Source organism: Marinobacter nanhaiticus D15-8W, assembly GCF_036511935.1.
Lineage (GTDB): Bacteria > Pseudomonadota > Gammaproteobacteria > Pseudomonadales > Oleiphilaceae > Marinobacter_A > Marinobacter_A nanhaiticus.
This window is the reverse complement of record NZ_AP028878.1, coordinates 1,404,320-1,424,820: the sequence shown is the minus strand read 5'-3', so window position 1 is coordinate 1,424,820 and position 20,501 is coordinate 1,404,320. Positions and strand designations below refer to the sequence as shown.

Here is a 20,501-nt window from a genome sequence, read left to right as displayed (position 1 = left end):
ATTGGCAGGAAAGTCGCTATAAAGAAGGCCACCAACCCGGCGAGCCACGACGTTATGAGGAGAATAAGGGTAGCGTTTTATCCCTACGTAGATACTTCCGGTACCACGCGTCAAAATCATCGCACGTCATTGGCCGCGCAAGATGAAAGCCTTGGCCCTGCTGGCAGCCCAAGGCGCGCGCGTGCTCAAGCGTACTTTGCGTCTCTACACCTTCGGCGACCACATCAAGCCCCAGATTACGAGATAGCGCGACGATTGCCCCCGTTATCGTCTGGCTCACGCTATTCGATCCAAGACCGGTAATAAACGACTTGTCGATCTTTACCTTGTTCACCGGCAGACGGGCAAGGTAAGTCAAGCTGGAGTGTCCGGTGCCGAAATCATCCAGTGCGATTGTTACTCCCCTGCTTCTCAGCTTCGACAACTGTCCTATCTTAAATTCGATGTCGTCCATGGCCGTCGTTTCGGTGAGTTCAACCTGTATGGCATCGGGCGGAAGCCCCGCCTTCGCCAAGCTCTCGAAAAAACGGTCGACAAATTCGTGATCCCGCAACTCGACCACGGAAATATTAATGGCAATGGGCAGCGGAGGCAGGTTCATGTTCTGCCACGCCGCATACTGATCGGCTACTTCGTCAAGCAGCCACCCCCCGACCGCCCCGATCATACCGGTGGCTTCCGCGACCGGCACAAACTGTTCCGGCCCGATATTCGTGTCGCTCCAGCGCAGAAGGGCTTCAACGCTAACGATCTCACCGGACGTCAGATCGAAAATGGGCTGGTAGGCGAGATGGAAGCCCTTGTCCCGGATCGTCTCCGACAGCTTATGCTCGATTATGTGCTTTAAGCGAGCATCCGCAGCCAATGCGCGAGAATAGAAACTGTACTGGCCACGGCCACTCTGCTTGGCTTGGTACATGGCCAGATCCGCATGGCTGATCAGCGTATCGATATCCGTGCCATCCTTTGGGAACAGGCTGATCCCAACCGATATCCCCAATGTCAGCGACTTTCCCTGAATGCGGTATGGGGCACTGACGCGTTCGATGAAATTACGCGCCATCTCAGCCGCGGTTTCATCGTCGGCAATCTCAGGGTACAGAACCAGGAACTCATCCCCGCCCAGGCGGACCAGGAAATCTTCGGCACGGACACACTGCCGTAGCCGGAGCGCCACCTCCTGGAGTAGCGCGTCGCCGACCGCATGGCCATGAGAATCATTGATCTGCTTGAATCGGTCCAGGTCCAGAAAGAAGGTGGCGGCTTGTTGCCCCGACCGATGGTTGTGGGCAAGGAGATGGCTTGAATACTCAAAGAGCTTGGCGCGATTGGGCAGGTCAGTCAGGGGATCGTGTAATGAGGCGTGCAGGATCTGTTGACTCGCCAGCTTCCGCTCGGTGACTTCCTGCACAATACCGGTCATCCGCGTTAAACGCCCCTGGCTGGCGTAGAAGCGGCCCTGTGCGTGAATCCAATGAATGCTTCCATCAGGCCAGACGACCCGGCACTCGACATCCAGATCCTTGCCCTCTGCAACCGCCTTGGCAAACTCACCTTCGACCCAGGCCCTGTCGCCCGGATGGACATGTTCAAGGAAGGTCTCGCGTCCCCAGTGAGGCGCACCCTCGGGATAGCCGAAGCACTGGTCGTGAATCAGGGAGCGCTGTGCCGTGTCGTTCACCAGGTCGAGATCCCAGTCGCCAATGCGGCTGGCATCCATGACAAACTTCAAACGCGCGGACGTGTCCCTTTCGATGGCTTCCGCTTTGTGCTGGGCAGTAACATCGACCGCTGAAATAACCGCACCGACGATGTTGCCCTGTTTGTCACGAACAGCCGCCGAGGAAGCCTGCACAATCTTGCGCTCAGGCGGCACATCGAACGTTTCGATTTCGAATATTTCATTCGTGACGGTTTGCCCCTTCAATGCCCGAACCAAGGGCCATTCGTCCAGCTCAAGCGGCCTGCGGGGTCTACCTGGGCGCTCCAGGTGCCAAGCCCGGAAATTAGGCAACTGACCAAGATCGACGTTTACCGGCGGCTCAATGCCCCACAGACGTTGATGCGCGTCATTCATCTTCAACACCACGCCCCGCGCATCAGCAACCACCACCCCTACAGGGGCGTGGGCGATAGCAGCCTCCAGCTGACGCTGCTCGATGAGCACGTCATCGCCGGAAGAGATCGTTTCACCAATTGATTCGTCGGTCACCCGACGCAGGCTCTTGCCAAAGCCGACAAGTTCGTTGTACTTGCCATAGAGCGGAGAGGTTATGTCCTCGATGAAGATCTCAGCCCCACCCCAACAGCGCTGCCAATACCTCGCGCTGGTCTCGGCCTCGTGGCAGGATTCGGCGGATGGATAGGACAAAGGCGTAGGCAGGGGATCACGACCGTCAAGGATTTCAGTCCAATAGTGCCCCTGAGCTTCTTCTGCAGACCAGCCCAGCAAGGCCTCTGCACCGACGGGCCAGGCCACTACAAAACCATCGATATCAAGCACGATGAAAACCGGCGCGGAACGAGCCTCGCTGAAGAGGGAGAATGCCGATTCGGGAAGAAATGGCCGCAAGTCAGTCATAAAGGGGGGCCCGAACTGCGTCCAATAACGACCGCTGATTACAGATTTGACTCACCTTCTCCGGCATGAAACCCGATCGCTCCAGCGGACCTCGCGGAAAGGATCGCCAACGTCCGCATCCACCATACAGGTTTATCCGAGCGAATACATAAAACAATTGACTGAGCGACCAGCCGCACATGCCCCATCGAGATACCGCTTCTCTGAGCACTGACCGAACTTGCGAACTGGGGGCTTCGGAGGTCACAATCACTTTTTCCTGGCAATAATAAAAACCGAATCCCTCTTTGGCTGCCACACGTATTCGATCGAAAAACCCGCCGTAGTCAAAAGGTTGATGAGCCCAGTCTTGTTGAAGCGGCTTACAGGCGGAGCCAAATTCAACCGTTGCATGATTGGGATCAGTATGCGCCAGTGGACTTTCAGGTCGGCGATCAATGCACTGCTGGAGACAAATATACCGCCCGGCTTGAGTACCTCCCCCACCCTGACGATAGCCGACTCAACGTCCTCAAGAAGATGCAGGATATTGAGCCCAAGCACGGCATCGAAACTCTCCGTCGCCAACTCAAGAGTCTCTAACGTCCCCTGTCGGAAACTGACATTGCTGACATGGGCATCGCGTGCTTTCTGCTCGGCGATCTCTAGCATCTTGCTGGACACATCGGTTGCCAGAATGTGTTCGACGTGAGGCGCGTGGATGATCGCCGTGCTGCCAGTACCGCAACCGAATTCCAGCACCTGCCAGTCAGGATGGAAGTAACCCTGGGTGACGGCGAGCTTCTTCTGGTAGGTTTTCTCGTCGCGGATCGGGCTTTTGGCGTAGCGGGGTGCGGCCTTGTCCCAGAATTGTTGTGAGCTTTTCAAATTGACGTTCCTTGAAGAATGAAAAGCAGTTCGAAATTCCCCTTAGGGAACTCCGCTTCCTACCTGGACGTATTCCCGCTGGCTGTCACTCGCTATCGACGTCCCTGTCATTTGCACTAGTGCTCACTGCGCGACCCGGGCCACCGGATGTCCCGATCTCGCCGCCCGAGCAGCATGCAGCTTCTTGTAGCTCTCGATCAGCCTGAGGTGCTTATCGAGGCCCTCCAACTTCATGTTGGTCGGCGTCAGACCATAGAAACGTACGGTGCCGTTAACCGTGCCAACCACCGAGTCCATCGTCTCATCGCCAAACATGCGGCGGAAGTTGTACAGGTAGTCGTCCAACTCGAGCTCATCGTCCAGGGCAATTTCCAGTACGGCGCATACCGCGCGGTAGAACAGTCCACGTTCGACGGTATTGTCATTGAACTGCAGGAAGGCTTCGACGAACTCGAGCGCTTCTTCGTGCCATCGCAGGGCCAGGCAAATCAGCGCCTTCAGCTCCAGGATCGTGAGCTGGCCCCAGACGGTATTCTCATCGAACTCGACACCGATCAACGTGATGATCGTCATGTAATCGTCGAGTTGGCTCGCCTCCAGCCGCTCGACCAGATCTGCCAACTGTTCGTCGCTGAGGGTATGGAGGTTGAGAATATCCTCGCGATAGTCCAGGGCCATGTTGGTATTGTCCATGATCAGGTCTTCGACCGGATAGACCTCGGAATAACCCGGCACCAGGATGCGGCAGGCCGGTGCGCCCAGGTCCTCATAGACGGCCACGTAGACTTCCTTACCCATGTCCTTGAGGATGCCGAACAGGCGCGCGGCTTCCTCTTCGTTCGTACCTGAAAAATCCCACTCACAGAATTCGTAATCATGGTTGGCACTGAAGAAACGCCAGGACACAACGCCCGTCGAATCGATAAAGTGCTCGACGAAGTTGTTGGGTTCTGACACCGCCAGACTATTGAAGGTGGGTGGCGGCACATCGTTCAGCCCCTCGAAACTGCGGCCCTGCAACAGCTCGGTGAGACTGCGTTCTAGCGCCACTTCAAAGCTTGGATGCGCCCCGAAGGAGGCAAATACGCCGCCCGTCCGAGGATTCATGAGCGTGACGCACATGACCGGGAATTGGCCGCCCAGGGACGCATCCTTGACCAGTACCGGGAAGCCCTGCTTCTCCAGCCCCTCCAGGCCTTCGACGATGTGCGGATACTTGTCGAGTACCGCTTTCGGCACGTCCGGCAGCACGATTTCCTGCTCGATGATCTGCTTCTTTACTGCCCGTTCGAAGATTTCCGACAGGCACTGCACCTCAGCTTCATTGATGGTGTTACCGGCACTCATGCCGTTGCTGAGGAACAGGTTCTCGATCAGGTTCGACGGAAAATACACCACTTCGCCATCCGACTGACGAACGAACGGCAGTGAGCAGATTCCACGGTCCGGCCGTCCTGAGTTGGTATCGAACAGGTTGGACCCGCGCAGGTCGCCTTCCGGGTCGTAGATCGCCCGGCAGTGGTCGTCCAGGATTTCTTGCGGCAATTCGTCATTAGGCCCCGGCTTGAACCACTTCTCGTTCGGATAATGCACGAACGCGCTGTCGCCGATCTCCTCGCCGAAGAACTGGTCGTTGTAAAAGAAGTTGCAGTTCAGGCGCTCAATGAACTCGCCCAGCGCAGAACACAGGGCGCTTTCCTTGGATGCTCCCTTACCGTTGGTAAAGCAGGTGGGCGAGGCGGCGTCACGGATATGCAGGGACCACACGTGGGGCACGATATTGCGCCAGGAAGAGATCTCGATCTTCATGCCGAGCTCCGCCAGAATGCCCGTCATATTGGCGATGGTCTGCTCCAACGGGAGGTCCTTGCCCTCGATATAGGTTTTGTTGCCGTCCGCAGGCATTGTCATCAACAGTGCCTGGGCATCCTCGGCGATATTCTCCACCGTCTCGATATCGAACGTGGGGCCCGTCTGCACCACCTTCTTGACGGTACAGCGATCGATCGAACGCAGGATGCCCTGCCGGTCCTTCTCGGAAATATCCTCCGGCAGCTCTACCTGGATCTTGAAGATTTGGTTGTAGCGGTTTTCAGGATCGACGATGTTGTTCTGCGACAGGCGGATGTTGTGCGTCGGAATATCCCGGGCCTTGCAATACACCCGCACGAAATAGGCCGCACACAGCGCCGACGAGGCCAGGAAGTAGTCGAAAGGACTGGGCGCAGAGCCGTCGCCCTTGTAGCGTATCGGCTGATCGGTGATGACGCTGAAATCGTCAAACTTGGCTTCGAGCCTGAGGTTTTCGAGGAAGCGGACGTTGATTTCCATTACTGGGGTACCGGGCTTGGAGAATGTTGGCAGGTTTGATCGGCCTCTGATTAAGGCCTGGTTGTCAATTCCTGGGATCAGATGCCGCTATTGTCCAGATTTTGGCCGTCCACGTCTTCCTCAGTATGGTTATCGGAGGCCCGAGCAAATGCTTGTCGACGAGCCCATACCGCTGCTGTTAACCCGTGCTGGTGCCAGGTAGATAGAAGTTCAGCGGACGATTTCATCGCCAAAGCCCGTTGCCACGAGATTGGCAACAGAGCTGGCGTCCAGCAACGGGAGGTCGCCTGGCAAAGTGTATTTGAAGGCAGCGCTCGCGCAGCCCCAGGCCAGCGCGTCATCCGTTCCCATTCCGTTTAGCCAGGCGTGAAGGAATCCGGCGGCGAAGGCGTCACCACGACCGATCCGACAGGCGGACCCGCTGACCGGAAAGGCCGGATGATGTGCCGTCGGGCAACCTGCCCTGATGGCCAGGGCGCCGGCGGCGCCCCTTGAGACGACCAGCAACGGCATAGCAAAGTGACGGTGCAGTGCCTCGGGACCATCCAGCTCCGGCCAGATGGCTTTGATATCCCGTTCGGCAACGAATACGACATCGGCAGCAGCGATAGCCGCCTCATAGTGCGGACGAGCGGTAGCACAGTCCCAAAGCCCGCTTCGGTGATTGATATCGAAGCTGACCGGCACATTGGCTTGCCGGGCCGCATCCATGGCTTCCATAGCCGCAGCCCTCGACCCATCTCCTATCCCCAGCGTAATTCCCGTGGTATGGAGCAGGCCTGCAGCGCCATCCGCGAACAGGTGGAGCGGTAGATCGGCGGGCGTCAGATTCGCCATGGCGGAACCCGCACGATCATAAATCACCCGCCCCCCACGCGGAGCCGGGCCTTCCTCGTGGAAATACAGCCCCATACGGGCACCCTTTACGGTCGTGATGAGACTCGTATCGACGCCAAAGCGCTCAAGTTCACCACGGACCCGACTTCCCAGACTGTTGTCCGGTAATTGGGTGAGCACTGCGCTGGGTGTACCCAGGCGAGCGAGCCCCACCGCCACGTTGGCCTCAGCCCCGCCGACATGTACGCCCAATGCGCCCGCAGTCTCAATCAACCCCTGGTGATCTGCACTGAAGCGCAGCAAAGGTTCACCCAATGTATATGCGCATGGCGTCATGATTCCCTCTCCCGGTTTGGTACTAACCCGCGTTGTTCGGGCTCCCCACAGCGTATCGAAGCCACGCTCAGTTGCCATGGGGATTTTCGACAATCGGCCAGATATCGCGACGCAACTTGCGGTACTTCGTGGTGCGAGGATCGCTTGGATACGGCGCACCGGCGTCCACGTAAATGATCTCGTTGCTGATACGGGCGAAGGCCTCGTGAAAATGATTGGTGGACTTGATGAGGAGGATATGGCGGTCCATCGGATCGATCCCCAGGTTACTGAACAGGTCCGGAGAAAAGGATTGCGAGCGCACCGAATTCAGGATGACATCGATACCCTGGTCCATGGCAATCCAGACGGCATCACCCAACGGCACCCGGCTTTCGCCAAAACTCTGGTGGGCATCACGCACCACACGCTTTACGGTCACCCATGCATCGTAGGGATAGCCGGCCTTTTCATCGGTCTTGCCGCCGAAGCGCAGACGAATGTGGGCGCCCTCGCCGGCTGCGACACACAATTGCACGGCGACTGGATCCCAGATCGTACCTACCGCAGCGTCTGTTACGCCCTGGGCAACCAGTTCCCGCAGGATAAGCGTCGCGTCACCGGCTACCCCGCCTCCAGGGTTGTCCCAAACATCCGCAAGAACAACCGGCCGCTCGGGGCTGGCTTTCGCGCGGGCCACGGCATCCGCCGGGCCCCGATAAGGGGGCCTGGCACGACCGCGGAACGAGAACAGCTCCATGCCGAGCTTGCGGGCGATAGCGTCACCCAGTGTCCCCGCGTCATCGGTGATGACCAGCACCCGCGTTCCCATATCAGGAACGTCGCCGGCCATAAAACCATGGATGACGGAAATGGACAGCACATTGAGATTGTCCGCCTCGATACGGCGTACGCGCTCCAGGAACGAACGCATGGGGTCGATGCTGGTAGGCAGGACCTCGATCATCCGGCAGTCGAATGCAGACATCGCCGGCTTGATCTCACCGCGCATGTGTCGAACGGCCAGTTCGACGAGCTCCTCTGCCCGGTCCAGGAAGTCTGTATGGGGAAATTCCTTGAACGCGATAAGAAGGTCCGCATTGTCGAGGCGCTTCTGGGTCAGGTGACTGTGCGGGTCCAGCTCAGCGGCGACCGTCACGTCGGGGCCGACAATTTCGCGCACCCGCTCGAGGATATCACCCTCGCAGTCATCGTAACCGTTTGCCACCATCGCGCCATGCAGACCAAGCAGGACACCGTCGACCGGCATCGCTGCACGCAGTTGCTCAAGCACTTCGTCGCGCAAGTGCTCATAGGTCCGGCGGTTAACCAACCCGCCGGGCTCAGCCCAGGCTGCAGTGCCCTCGACCAGCTCCCAGCCCAGTTCCGCAAAACGCCGGCGAGCGGCAATGAAGGGCGCGCTACACAACGTGGGGGTCTCGGGGTGTTGGCCAGGAGGCGCATAGAGACTCGCCCGAAACGAACTCATATCCGTATACACCGGTGAGAACGTATTGGTCTCGGTGGCGATGGATGCAACGAAAGCCTTCATGAATACTCCTGTGGAAGCCTCCCGGGACCATTACCCGGAAGGCAGTTACCGGATTACTGCAAATAGTGGTCGTTGTTGGCAGCCTGCGATTCCTCGATGAAGAGCTTGAGGAGCTCCTGACCCTGCTCGTCCAGGTTGTCCTCGAGATACTTGCGAACGGCCGGCTGGGCCACCTCGCGAAACTTCTCCCTGACGTCGGGCGAGAGCGCATTGACCTCCATCTTCTCTGACAATCCGGCCAGTCCACGGTCCTCGGACGCCTCGATAATCCGCGACATACCCCTCGAAGCAGCGATACCCGAGCGGGCGGCCGCACGCAGAACGTTCTGCTGATGTTCGGTGAGACTGTCGTAGAAATCTCGATTGATCAGCAGGATGTAGGGTGAGAACAGGTGGTTTGTCAGGGTCAGGTAGTCCTGGACCTCGTCGAACTTTGCAAACGACACCGTTGGGACAGGATTCATCTGGCCGTCGATGGCACCGGTTTGCAGGGCCGAATAAACCTCACCCCAGGCAAGTGGGTAGGCCTCGCCACCCAGCGACTGGATGAGCTTCTGGTGAGCGGGCAACGTCATCGTACGGATACGGATGCCCTCGAAGTCTTCCAGGGACTCGATCGGTCGTACCGAGTTGGTGATCGAAAAGAATCCCCCCGTATCCGGGAACCCGAGCACCTTCACGTTGCCCAGTTTCTCCTCGATATCGGCGGCCAACGCCCTGCCGAACTTGCCATCGAAGACCTCGTAGGTCGCGGAGATATCGTCGAATGCGAACGGCAGGTTAAGGACGCCGATCCGCGGGTAGTAGCTGGCAAGCGCGCCGACGGAGGCGAGCGTGCCCTGGATAATCCCGTCACGCACCATCTGGATGTGCTCCTTTGCACTTCCCAGCTGGTTATTGGGAAAAACTTCGACCGTCACTTCACCGTTGGTGGAAGACTTCACCAGGTTGGCAAACACGCCGGTGAATGCCTGCGCGGGATTCTCGGTCATATCGGCCTTGTTATCATGGCCAAAGCGAATCGTCTTCGCGGCATGGCCGGCGAGCGGAACGGTCAGACTGAGCGCGCCGACCAGAGCGGCACTCACGAGGTGTTTACACAGACTTCGCATGCTTTTTCCTCCAAGGGGTATATCGGTCGCGTGATTTCAGAATCCCAGCGCGCGCGGCACCCATAGGGTGAACGCCGGGGCATAGGCGATCAGCAGAAGCAGCAACACTTCGCCGATCAGGAAGGGCATGAGCTCATAGGCGATGCGGCCGACCCGCTCACCCGTCACCGACGACAGCACGAACAGGCACGCCCCTATCGGCGGGCTCATCAACGAAATATTCAATGCGAGTACGAAGACGATGCCGGCATGCAACGGGTCCATGCCGATCTGCTGGGTAAGCGGTACCAGCACCGGCGCCAGGATGATCAACATGGCATTGATATCCATGACCATGCCGACCACCAGCAGCAACCCGATAATCAGCAGCAGCACGATGTCCGGGTTCTGTGACACACCCATGACGAGTTCCGCAAGCGCCTGCGGTACCCGCTCGAAGCTCAACCACCAGCCTAGAATGGCGGCGGCACCAATGATCAGGTAGATCACGCCGGAGATCTGCGCCGTGCGCACCAGCATCGCGAAAAGGTCCCGCCACTGGAGCGATCGATACACGAAAGCCCCGAGGACGAGTGCATACGCCACGGCAATAGCAGCCGCCTCTGTCGGTGTGGCGATACCCAGCAGGATCGTACCCAGGATGAGCACCGGCATGACGAGGGCCAGAAAGGAACGGCGGAACAGACGACCGAGTTCACGCAACGATTGCCGCCGTTCATGCTTCGGCAACCCCTTGGCGCGGCCACTCACCGCAATAATGATCATGCAGACCAGGCAGATCAGCACACCGGGTAGTACGCCGGTCGCAAACAACCCACCGATGGACACTCCCATAAGCGATCCGTAGAGGACCATGAGACCGGACGGCGGAATAGTGGGACCGATGATGGAACCTGCCGCTGTGACGGCGCAGGCATAGGGTCGCGAGTACCCTTCCTTGACCATCGCTGGAACCAGCGTGCGGCCAAACGCCGCAGCGTCGGCCGTAGCGGCGCCGGTGATGCCGGCGAAAAACACCGAGGCCACCATGTTGGTGTGTGCCAGTCCCCCACGGAAATGACCGACCAGTCCCTGCGCGAAAGCAACGACACGGGAGGTGATACCTGTGTGGTTCATGATCTCGCCGGCAAGGATGAACAGCGGCATGGCCAGAAACGGGAAGATATTCAAGCCATTGAACATCTTGCTCGGTGCAAGCTCGGTAAAGTTCGTCCCACCCAGCGCATACATACCGACCAGTCCCGCCACACCCAGCGTCACGCCAATGGGGACGCCGGCGAGGAGCAGCACCAACAGAATGATCGCAACCGTCATGCCTCGAGCTCCTCCAGCGTCTGTGGATCACGTGGATCGCTATAGAACCCGGTGATGAAGGTCAGGAGCGATTGCACCGCCGCCAGCCCGAACGACACCGGAATCGCGGCGTAAGGCACCGCCATCGGCATGCCAAACAACCCTGAGAACTGTTCGAAACCATCGGCGACCAGCGCCTGGCCGGCGATCGCAAGGTATGTAAAGAAAGCGAAGGTGACCACCTCGGCCAGGCGCGCCAGGGGGACGCGTACCGGCCGCGGTAATGCATCGCAGAGGAGTTCGAGACGGATGTGCTGGCGATGGTAGGTGCAACTGGGTACGGCGAGCAGGATCGCCCATATCATGAAGTAGCGGGCCGCCTCTTCGACCCAGTTGATCTGCCAGTGGAGCAGATAACGGTCGACGACGCCCACCCAGACGTCAATGATGAGCACAGCCATCAGCACCCCGACGGCCAGCCGATTCAGCCGGTCGAGTCGGAGAGCCAGCCACGAGGCGGCATATTGCGCGCGCTGCATGCGTCTTCTCCTTGCATCTATTTATGAAGATTATTTTCATTATGACTGGATACTGTGCTAGATTTGACCACCAGTCAAGCTCATAATGTACAAAATCTTCATGTATTGACGAGCGAAGCCATCAATCCACGAACAAACCCCAGTACAGCAAGGCAATCTCTAAGGAGGCCAACGAATGTCGATCAAACGTTATGCAGGACCGGTCACTGGCGTGGGCGGACAAACCATGCCTTTCGCACGAGCTACCGAAGCGGGCGGATTTCTCTACATCTCGGGTCAGACCCCAATGCGTGACGGTGAAGTGGTACCGGGGGGGATCGAAGTGCAGACCCGACAAACATTCGCAAACCTGCAGGCTATCCTCGATGAAGCCGGATATACCTTCGACGACGTGGTGAAGGTAAACGCGTGGCTGGACGACACCCGGGATTTCGCGGGATTCAATCGCGTATTCAAGGAATATTTCGATGGTCGGCCCCCGGCACGCTCTACGGTACACTCGGCGCTCATGGTCGATGGCAAGGTCGAGATCGACCTCATCGCCTACCGCGAGCCGAAGTAGACAGACTGCTAACCGAAGCCGCTATCCGCAATTAACGGGAGTTTGACGCGTGGCCAGAAGAGCCGTAGAGACCCAGGACATCGTCTCGCTCATGCGGGACCAATCGTCGATGAGCAAGTCCGAGCGACGCATCGCCGATATGATACTGGCCGACTTGTCCTGGGCCGTGAAATCCACGACGACAGAGCTTGCCGAGCGCACGGGCACCAGTACCCCGACCATCACCCGTTTCTGCCGCCGCCTGGGTTGCGACGGCCTGCGCGATTTCAAGCTTCGCCTCGCGCAGGCTACGGCAGTCGGCCATCGTTACCTGGGCCCCCAACAGGTCGAACGAACCCCGATCAAGGCGGTAACCTCGGTGATCGGCGCCGCCCATGACGCACTTGAACGGGTATCGGGCCAGATCGACGAACAAGCACTGACCCGCGCGGCGGAATGGCTGGGCGGCGCCCGACGCATCGCGATCTTTGGCGGTGGCGGCGGCTCGAGTATGGTCGCCGAAGAAGGCGAGAATCGGTTGTTCCGCCTTGGACTGAGCGTCCACGCCTGCATCGACACCCAACTGCAGCAGATGATCGCAGCCACCCTTTCGCCTGATGACGTACTCCTGACCATTTCCACGTCGGGGCGCTATCCAGAAAGCCTACGCATGGTGGAGATCGCACGCACCTACGGCGCGAAAACCGTGGCGATCACGAGGCCAGGTTCCGCACTCGCCCAAGCGGTGGACGTGCTCCTGGGTGTCGATGTGCCCGAGACCGAAGAGGTGTTGAAACCCACGGCATCACGCTACGGGCTATTGGCGATGATGGACATACTTGCGACGGAACTTGCCGGGCGCTGCGGCGAAGCAGCGGTCGAGAATATGAGACGCATCAAGTACCAGCTCGTCACACACCGTGATACCGATGACACACAGCCGCTCGGTGACTGACCAAGGAGACAACCGTGAGTTCGAACACCGCCGATATACAGACGGCCATCGCAAGAGGTGACAAAGGACTGCCCGTGGCGACGTCTCAGGCCAGTAACGCGTCCCTGCCAGATGACGAACTCAGCCTGCCGGCCATGGTGCTCAGGGAAAAGGCGTTGGCACACAACATCCGCTGGATGCAACGGTTCGTCGATGAGCGGGGTCTGGCACTTGCGCCACATGGCAAGACCACGATGACACCCGCGATCTTCCGGCGCCAGATCGAAGCGGGTGCCTGGGGAATTACGCTGGCCACCGCAGCCCAATGCCGCGCCGCCTACAGGGAAGCCGGCGTGCGACATCTGCTCATGGCCAACCAACTGGTCGGCGCGGGTAACATGGCTATCGTCTCGGCGCTTATCGCCGACCCTGAGGTCACCTATTACTGCACAGTGGATTCGGTTGACAACGTGCGGGCCCTGAGCCACTTCTTTGCCGCCCGGAACCAGACCGTTCAGGTGCTCATCGAGTTGGGTGTGCCGGGAGGGCGCTGCGGCTGTCGCTCGCAGGAGGAGGCCCTTGCACTCGCTGAGCTGATCGATACCTGTCCCGGCATTCAGGTGGCCGGCGTCGAGGGCTACGAAGGCATCATTCATGGTGACGATCTGCCGGATCGTATCCGCGCCTACGCCGACGAGCTGATCGCCACCACAGCGGCGCTGGTCGAACGCGGGCTGACAGCCGTCAAGCGTCCCGTCATTACAGCCTCCGGCTCCGCCTGGTACGACGTTATCGCCGCCGCCTTCACCGAATCAGGGGCGCGGGACCGGTTCCTGCCGCTGCTACGCCCGGGCTGCTACGTTGCCCACGACCACGGCCTCTACCGCCGTGCTCATGCCGACATTCTGGCTCGCCTTCACAGCGACCCCGGAGACGGGCTGATGCCGGCCCTGGAGGTTTGGGCCCATATCCATTCGATTCCAGAACCGGGTCTGGTCGTGGCGGGCATCGGCAAACGCGACATCGCCTACGATGCCGACCTCCCCATACCACTGCGCCGCTGCCGCGCGGGCGGGGACGACAGCGCGTTGTCCGTCAACGGATGGACGGTCACAGGCATCATGGATCAGCACGCGTTCATTGCGGTCCCTGCCGATGAAGACGTGCGCGTGGGGGACATCGTGGCCTTCGGCAGTTCGCATCCCTGCCTGACCTTCGACAAATGGCGTTTTATCGCCCTGGCTGATGAGAACTTCCGAGTGAAGGATTACCTGACGACCCGTTTCTGAGCCGGTGCGCTGGAGATCGGGTCCCACCGCTCCAGCCCTGCCGTCCGTAGCATAACTTATGCGGCATGGCTTATAGTGATGCCGCCGACCGTGCGGCCTGGTCGTACAGTCCGGAGACACCGCGCAGGAAACTCGCGATGGAGCCCAGGTCCGCGTTCGAGAAACCCAGGGTCCGTAGCGAGTCCACCAGGCAGTCCTCACGGATCTCGCTGTAGCTTTTGCAGATAGCCTCGCCCTTGTCGGTCACGGTATAGAAGGTTTCCTTCCCCCGCTTCTCCGAGCCCACCACGCCGTGTTTGAGTAGTTTTTTCAGGGCGTAGGTCACCGTGTGGCTGTCCTCGACATTCAACACAAGGCAGATATCGGCCGACTTCTTGGGCCGGTTGCGATGGTTGACGCTGTGGAGCACCAGTACATCCAGGGGGCTGAGGTCAGGCAATCCCGCCGCTGTCATGCAACGCACCATCCAGCGGTTGAACGCATTGCTGGCGACAATGAGGCCAAATTCCAGCTCTGACAACTCCGCCGATTTACCCGCCGCCAGATGGGCGGAGGACACGATCGGCCCCACCCGGTGTGATCTCTCTTCGGACGTTTCTGGCACCTGAGTATCCGTATTCTTTTTCATACACGTATCTTTGGTCGATTATCGGTGGCATCCGGCGCGACACCGGCCGGGCGACGGGCAGTCTATCAGTTGCCCATCTTGCCTGGCAGGTAAGTCACGATTTCCGGGAACAGCGTAATCAACACCACGCCGGCCAGTATCAGCAGGAAATACGGCAGGGCCGCCCAAGCCACCCGCAGGATGTTCTCGCCCGTCAGGCCCTGGATGACGAACAGGTTGAACCCGACCGGCGGCGTAATCTGACTCATCTCCACCACAATCACCAGGTAGATCCCGAACCAGAGCGGATCGATACCCGCGGCCTGAACCATCGGCAGGATGACCGAAGTCGTCAGCACGACCACAGAAATACCGTCGAGGAAACAGCCCAGCAGGATGAAGAACAGGGTCAACGCCACCAGCAGCATGTAGGGCGAAAGATCCAGCGTGTTGATCCAGGCTGCCAATTCCCGGGGGATCCCGGTGAACCCCATGGATGTGGTCAGGAAATGGGCCCCCACCAGGATAAACGCAATCATCGACGACGTTTTAACCGTGCCCATCAACGCACTGATAAAGGTCTGCCGACTCATGGAACCGCCACGCCAGGAAAGCAGGTGAGCCAGGGCAACACCGATCGCGGCGGACTCGGTCGGCGACGCCAGGCCACCGTAGATCGAGCCGATCACGCCAATGATCAATAGCACCACCGGAATCAGCGGACGGCTGCGTTGGAGTTTCGCGGCAAACGAGAAGGACTCCGACTCGCCCTTGGGCACGGCTGCAGGATTCATCATTGACCAGATCATGACGTAGCCCGCGAAGAGCACCATCAGGAGGATACCGGGCAGGATGCCGGCGACGAAAAGCCGGGCAATCGACTGCTCGGTGGCAACACCATAGACAATAAGAATAATCGAAGGTGGAATCAGCAGCCCCAACGTCGCCGAGCCCGCCAGCGTTCCCAGGACCTGCTTCTGGTCGTAGCCGCGACGGGTCAGCTCCGGGATCGACATCTTGCCGATCGTCGCCGCCGTTGCGGCCGACGAACCGGAAATCGCAGCAAAGATGCCGCACCCCACGATATTGGTATGCAAGAGACGCCCGGGTACCTTGCCAACCCAGGGCGCAATCCCGCTGAACATCTCTTCCGAGAGGCGGGAACGAAACAGCACCTCCCCCATCCAGATGAACATGGGAAGCGCAGCCAGCTCCCAGGATACGCTCGCGCTGTAGAAGGCTGTGGACAGGCTGTCACCGACAGGGATGCTACTGAAGAAATACAACGCCACGCAGCCAATCGCCGTCAGCGAAAAGGCCACCCAAAGACCCGCAGCCAGCAGCGCCAGGAGCACGGCGAGGAGGATGAGACTCATCCAGATCATATCCATGCGATTTACTCCTGAGGGTCTTCAGTAGGGATGGTCTGGAGACGGCCGGTCACGAGCGAGACGAACGCATCGAGCAAAGCAATCAGCAGCCAGACGAGTCCGAGTACCATACCCAGCTGGGGGATCCACAACGGCACGGGCACCATACCGATCGACAGGTCACCAAAGTCATAGCTGTCATAGGCGAGCCAGGCGCTGTACCACGCGGCAAAGGCTGTAATGGCAATGGCAACCAACACCATCGCCATATCGAAGTAACGCTGGACGCTCACAGGCAGGCGCTGCAAAAGCAGGGTGACCCGGATATGGCCGCCCTGCCAGAACGTGTACGCCAAACCAAAGAAGGTCGCCCCCAGGAGGAGGAAGGCCGCCAGTTCGGCCAGCCCCGGGATGTTCAGCCCCAGGGCATCGGCACCGACCCAGACCAGGAGACGATCGAGAACGCGACCCAGGACCTGCAATACCACCATCACCATGATGGCCGTCAGTTGCAGTGCAGACAGTGCGCCAGCTAACCGGTAGAACCCATTCAGAGCGTTACGCATGGGTCGCCCTCGCCTTCCGTTAACCGGTTATTGTTCGCGATAGGCGTCGATCAGTTTCTGACCGTCAGGACCGGCACGTTCCAGCCACTCGTCCGTCATGGTCTTACCCACCTTCTCCAGGCGTTTTGACAGCGCTTCGGACGGTTCGGAGATCTCGATGCCGTTTTCGCGCATGATCGCAATCTTGGCATCCGTCTCTTCTTTGCTCGCTTCCCAGCCACGCTTTTCAGCGTCAGCGGCAGCCTTCTCGATGGCAGCCTGCACCTCTTCGGGGAGCCGCGAGTATTCGCGCGCGTTCACGACGACCATATTCTTGGGCAACCACAGCTGGGCGTGGTTGAAGTTCGAGAGGTAGTCCCAGGCCCGCGTGTTGGCGCCAGTGGACGGTGAGGTGATCATCGCATCGACGCGCCCTGTCCCGAATGCTGTGGGGATATCCGGCACCTCCACCTGTGTGGGAATCGCCCCCAGCAGTTCAGCCAAACGTTCGCTGGACTTATTGTAGGCCCGCATTTTTACGCCCTGCAGCTCCTCGCCCGTTTCTACCGGGAACTTGGTGTAGATGCCCTGGGGCGGCCAAGGCACCGCAAACAGCAGCTTCAGCCGCTGACTTTCGAGACGCTTGGCCAGGATATCCTTCGAGGCCTGCCAGAGTTCCCAGGCTTCGTCGTAATTGCTGGCTAGGTAAGGCACGGAATCCACTTCAAACAGTGGGTCCTCGTTCGCCAGGCGGGACATGATCAATTCGCCAATCGGAACCAGCCCACGGCGCACGGAATTCTTGATTTCATGGTGTTTGATCAGCGACCCACCACTGTGGACCGTGATGTTCAGTTCCCCGTCGGTCGCCGTCTTAACGTCCTCGGCAAACTGACGGATATTGACGGTGTGGAAGTTGGAATCCCCATAGGGTGTCGGCATATCCCAATCCGCTGCCTGGACGCCACCGATCACCAGCGACGACGAGACAGCCGCCAGAGAAGCCCAAAAGTGTTTCATTCGCATGTTGTGCCCTCCTGGTGACTGCTCTTGCGGTCGCGATGCGCCACGCAGACACCGATTAGCCCGTTGTTTTGACGCATCTTTAAGGCGCGCCCCTGTTGAGATTCGATCATGCAAGATCTGTGCGTTATCTAATCAAACTAACGGCGACAGAATTCGCTGTCAAACTTTTTGTTTAGATGATATAGGTATTTTTACTTTTATTTGTCGATAATTTATCGATAATTTGCTTGTACAGAGAAATGACAAATACAACTGACTGACGCATGCTGACCATAGCCCTCATGGAACAATGGCCAGCGGCGGGAGGCTGACATGCGACTGAACTGTGATATTGGCGAGAGTTTCGGCGCCTGGACCATGGGCCTGGACGAACAGGTCATGCCTTATATCGATCAGGCCAACATTGCCTGCGGCTTCCACGCCGGCGACCCAAGCGTCATGACCAGGACCGTGCGTCTCGCGCTCACCCATGGCGTTACCCTTGGCGCGCATCCGGCGTACCCCGACCTCCAGGGGTTCGGCCGCAGGGCCATGGCCTGCAAACCCGAAGAGATTACCGCCATGGTTCTCTACCAGGTCGGGGCACTCACCCAGATTGCCGCGTCCGAAGGCGGTCACCTGGCCTACGTGAAACCGCACGGCGCGCTCTACAACAGCATGATGCGGGACGACGCCATACTGCATGCTGTACTCACGGCCCTGCGCAAGTCACCTCAACCACTCGCTCTGATGGCCATGGCCACGGCAGACAACGCGCCCCTCAAGCGAAGCTGCGCGGAACAGGGTGTCGAACTCATGCTCGAGGCCTTTGCCGACCGGGCTTACGACAGCGCAGGGTATATCGTCTCGCGCAGCCAGCCCGGGGCGGTCCATCACGATCCGGATGTGATCGTGCAACAGGCTATCGCCCTCGCGCGGCACGAGCCGATTCAGACCATAGACGGCCAATCGTTGACCCTGGAGGCCGACACCCTCTGCGTCCACGGAGACAATCCCGAATCGATTGCCGCCGTGCGCGCCATCCGGGATGCCCTGCCGGAGTCCGCCTGATGTTCTGGCGCTATGAAATCACCGGCGTGGATACCATCACCCTGCATTTCGGCGAACAGATCGACGTGGCGCTGGTGGATAGCATCCACAAGGCCGCGGCCGTTCTTCGGGAAACACTCGGGGAGCGGCTGCTGGACGCCGTGCCTTCCTACACGACGCTGTTGCTCAGATATGACTTGCGCCAGGACGACCTCGCAAGCCTGGTTGCCGACGTTCGGCCAGCACTCGACACCCTTTCCCCCGAAGGCGGGGAAAGCGAGGTGGAGCCGGATGTGGTGGAGGTCCCTGTGTTCTACGATGTCCGCGTCGGGCCTGACCTCGAGCGCATTGCCAGACGGGCGGATCTGAGCATCGACGATGTTGTTAAACGCCACACCGCGAATACATACCATGTGTTCGCCATTGGTTTCGCACCGGGTTTCGCCTATCTGGGTCAGGTGGTCGACGAACTGGCGACGCCACGGCTTTCCACCCCTCGCCAGAAAGTACCGGTGGGCACCCTGGGCATCGCGGATACCCAGACGGCGATCTACCCCATCACGTCACCGGGAGGCTGGAACCTGATCGGTCGCACGCCACTCACCCTGTTCGATCCTGAGCGCGACCGTCCCGGTCTCCTGGAAGCCGGGCAGCAGGTTCGTTTCAGGGCCATCGACGAAGCGGAGTACATCGAGCTTGGCGGCAGGCTGGACGACCTCCCCTGGGAGCGCGAAACCACAACGGCATCAACGACGGGGGAACGTTCATGACCGCTCGGCAACAGGGTCTTATCGTTCGCAAGCCCGGTTTCCTCAGTCTGCTGCAGGACGCGGGGCGCGAACGGGTGATGCATCTTGGCCTCGCCACCGGGGGCGCGATGGACCGTCACGCCTGGGCCTGGGGGAATCAACTCCTCGGCAACCGCTACGGTGCGCCCGCACTGGAAATCACCTTTGGCGGCAGCGAATTCACCTGCACCCTGGATACGCAGATCGCCGTCACAGGCGCCGCAGTCACCTGCACCGTCAACGGGGAAACACAGCCGCTGTGGGCGACCATCAGCGTATCGCGCGGCGACGAGATCGCGCTCAGTGCCCCCAAGTCGGGGTTGCGCGCTTACCTGGCGGTTCGTGGTGGCTTCCTGGTCGAACCAGGGCTTGGTGGCAGCTGCGCCACCTTTACGCGAGAGAAGACCGGGGGGCTGCATCATGACGGCAAGCCGTTGCAGACGGACGATATCCTCCCGTGCCCGGAGACATCTGACTACGTCCCCAACCGGAAAGTACCGGCGCAATGGATTCCCGAATACACCGCGGCAGCCACCCTGGACGTCGTTCTCGGGGCGCAGGTCGACCGCTTTCCGAGCCGTGCGTTGGATGACTTCTTCAGCCACGCCTACGAACTCAGCGCGCAGAGCGACCGAATGGGGGCGCGACTCAATGGCCCCGCCCTGGCCGTTAAAGGGGAGCGTTTGATTTCCGAGGGTATCAGTCTGGGCTCAATCCAGGTGCCCGCAGACGGGCAACCGATCATCCTGCTGAATGATCGCCAGACGATCGGCGGCTACCCCAAACTTGGCGCCGTGACACCACGCAGTCTCGACACCCTGGCCCAATGTGTCCCGGGGAGTTCACTTCAATTCCGGCCCATTTCACTGCATGAGGCCCAGAAGCAGGAGCGAACGTTTTTGCGCTTCTTTTACCTGTAAGCGTAGGCTGTATATCGGCCGTCGG

General features: G+C 59.5%; 18 protein-coding genes. 6 read left to right on the top strand and 12 right to left on the bottom strand.

Going from position 1 to position 20,501, the window contains the following annotated elements:
- Positions 1-52 precede the first annotated feature (52 nt).
- The 8 genes from RE428_RS06410 to RE428_RS06375 form a co-directional block, all read right to left on the bottom strand.
- Complete coding sequence (locus RE428_RS06410) at positions 53-2,581, bottom strand: sensor domain-containing protein (RefSeq protein ID WP_004581153.1); 2,529 nt, start codon at positions 2,579-2,581, stop codon at positions 53-55.
- Positions 2,582-2,830: 249 nt separating this feature from the next.
- Positions 2,831-3,448 (bottom strand): class I SAM-dependent methyltransferase, encoded by a 618-nt coding sequence (locus RE428_RS06405; protein ID WP_004581152.1) that lies wholly within the window; start codon positions 3,446-3,448, stop codon positions 2,831-2,833.
- A gap of 123 nt (positions 3,449-3,571) precedes the next feature.
- Complete coding sequence (locus RE428_RS06400) at positions 3,572-5,779, bottom strand: OsmC domain/YcaO domain-containing protein (RefSeq protein ID WP_004581151.1); 2,208 nt, start codon at positions 5,777-5,779, stop codon at positions 3,572-3,574.
- A 210-nt stretch (positions 5,780-5,989) separates the two neighbouring features.
- Entirely contained in the window at positions 5,990-6,952 is a 963-nt protein-coding gene (locus RE428_RS06395; protein ID WP_004581150.1) for a sugar kinase, read from the bottom strand.
- A 67-nt stretch (positions 6,953-7,019) separates the two neighbouring features.
- The gene (locus RE428_RS06390) at positions 7,020-8,483 is read right to left on the bottom strand and encodes a M81 family metallopeptidase (RefSeq protein WP_004581149.1); all 1,464 of its coding nucleotides are present in this window, start codon (positions 8,481-8,483) and stop codon (positions 7,020-7,022) included.
- A 53-nt stretch (positions 8,484-8,536) separates the two neighbouring features.
- Entirely contained in the window at positions 8,537-9,595 is a 1,059-nt protein-coding gene (locus RE428_RS06385; protein ID WP_004581148.1) for a TRAP transporter substrate-binding protein, read from the bottom strand.
- Positions 9,596-9,631: 36 nt separating this feature from the next.
- Positions 9,632-10,909 (bottom strand): TRAP transporter large permease, encoded by a 1,278-nt coding sequence (locus RE428_RS06380; protein WP_004581147.1) that lies wholly within the window; start codon positions 10,907-10,909, stop codon positions 9,632-9,634.
- Complete coding sequence (locus tag RE428_RS06375) at positions 10,906-11,427, bottom strand: TRAP transporter small permease (protein ID WP_004581146.1); 522 nt, start codon at positions 11,425-11,427, stop codon at positions 10,906-10,908. Before RE428_RS06375 ends, RE428_RS06380 begins: the two co-directional genes overlap by 4 nt.
- 175 nt (positions 11,428-11,602) lie before the next feature.
- Here RE428_RS06375 and RE428_RS06370 point away from each other — a divergent pair, with 175 nt between their 5' ends.
- The 3 genes from RE428_RS06370 to RE428_RS06360 are packed head-to-tail and all read left to right on the top strand — an operon-like array spanning position 11,603 to position 14,191.
- Positions 11,603-11,989 carry a RidA family protein gene (locus RE428_RS06370; protein WP_004581145.1) on the top strand — a complete coding sequence of 129 codons (387 nt, stop codon included), beginning with the start codon at positions 11,603-11,605 and terminating at the stop codon, positions 11,987-11,989.
- Between the two features lie 49 nt (positions 11,990-12,038).
- A complete protein-coding gene (locus RE428_RS06365) occupies positions 12,039-12,923 on the top strand; it encodes a MurR/RpiR family transcriptional regulator (RefSeq protein ID WP_154660753.1) in 885 nt (294 codons plus the stop codon).
- A gap of 35 nt (positions 12,924-12,958) precedes the next feature.
- Positions 12,959-14,191, top strand: coding sequence for an amino acid deaminase (locus RE428_RS06360; protein ID WP_406564735.1), 1,233 nt, complete (start codon positions 12,959-12,961; stop codon positions 14,189-14,191).
- 70 nt (positions 14,192-14,261) lie between these two features.
- On the opposite strand, the gene RE428_RS06355 is transcribed toward RE428_RS06360, so the two are convergent.
- The 4 genes from RE428_RS06355 to RE428_RS06340 form a co-directional block, all read right to left on the bottom strand.
- A complete protein-coding gene (locus RE428_RS06355) occupies positions 14,262-14,819 on the bottom strand; it encodes a winged helix DNA-binding protein (protein ID WP_004581142.1) in 558 nt (185 codons plus the stop codon).
- 65 nt (positions 14,820-14,884) lie between these two features.
- A complete protein-coding gene (locus RE428_RS06350; protein WP_004581141.1) occupies positions 14,885-16,189 on the bottom strand; it encodes a TRAP transporter large permease in 1,305 nt (434 codons plus the stop codon).
- 5 nt (positions 16,190-16,194) lie between these two features.
- Positions 16,195-16,734: a TRAP transporter small permease gene (locus RE428_RS06345; RefSeq protein ID WP_004581140.1), complete on the bottom strand. Its 540-nt coding sequence runs from the start codon at positions 16,732-16,734 to the stop codon at positions 16,195-16,197.
- Between the two features lie 27 nt (positions 16,735-16,761).
- Positions 16,762-17,739, bottom strand: a complete 978-nt coding sequence (locus RE428_RS06340) for a TRAP transporter substrate-binding protein (RefSeq protein WP_115840241.1) — start codon at positions 17,737-17,739, stop codon at positions 16,762-16,764.
- A 312-nt stretch (positions 17,740-18,051) separates the two neighbouring features.
- On the opposite strand from RE428_RS06340, the gene RE428_RS06335 reads away from it, so the two are divergent.
- From RE428_RS06335 to RE428_RS06325, 3 genes are read left to right on the top strand one after another with little or no spacing between them, the layout of a single operon-like run.
- Positions 18,052-18,789 (top strand): 5-oxoprolinase subunit PxpA, encoded by a 738-nt coding sequence (locus RE428_RS06335; protein ID WP_004581138.1) that lies wholly within the window; start codon positions 18,052-18,054, stop codon positions 18,787-18,789.
- A complete protein-coding gene (gene pxpB / locus RE428_RS06330) occupies positions 18,789-19,538 on the top strand; it encodes a 5-oxoprolinase subunit PxpB (protein ID WP_004581137.1) in 750 nt (249 codons plus the stop codon). Before RE428_RS06335 ends, pxpB begins: the two co-directional genes overlap by 1 nt.
- On the top strand, positions 19,535-20,476 hold the full coding sequence (locus tag RE428_RS06325; protein ID WP_004581136.1) for a 5-oxoprolinase subunit C family protein: 942 nt from the start codon (positions 19,535-19,537) through the stop codon (positions 20,474-20,476). Before pxpB ends, RE428_RS06325 begins: the two co-directional genes overlap by 4 nt.
- Positions 20,477-20,501: the final 25 nt, after the last annotated feature.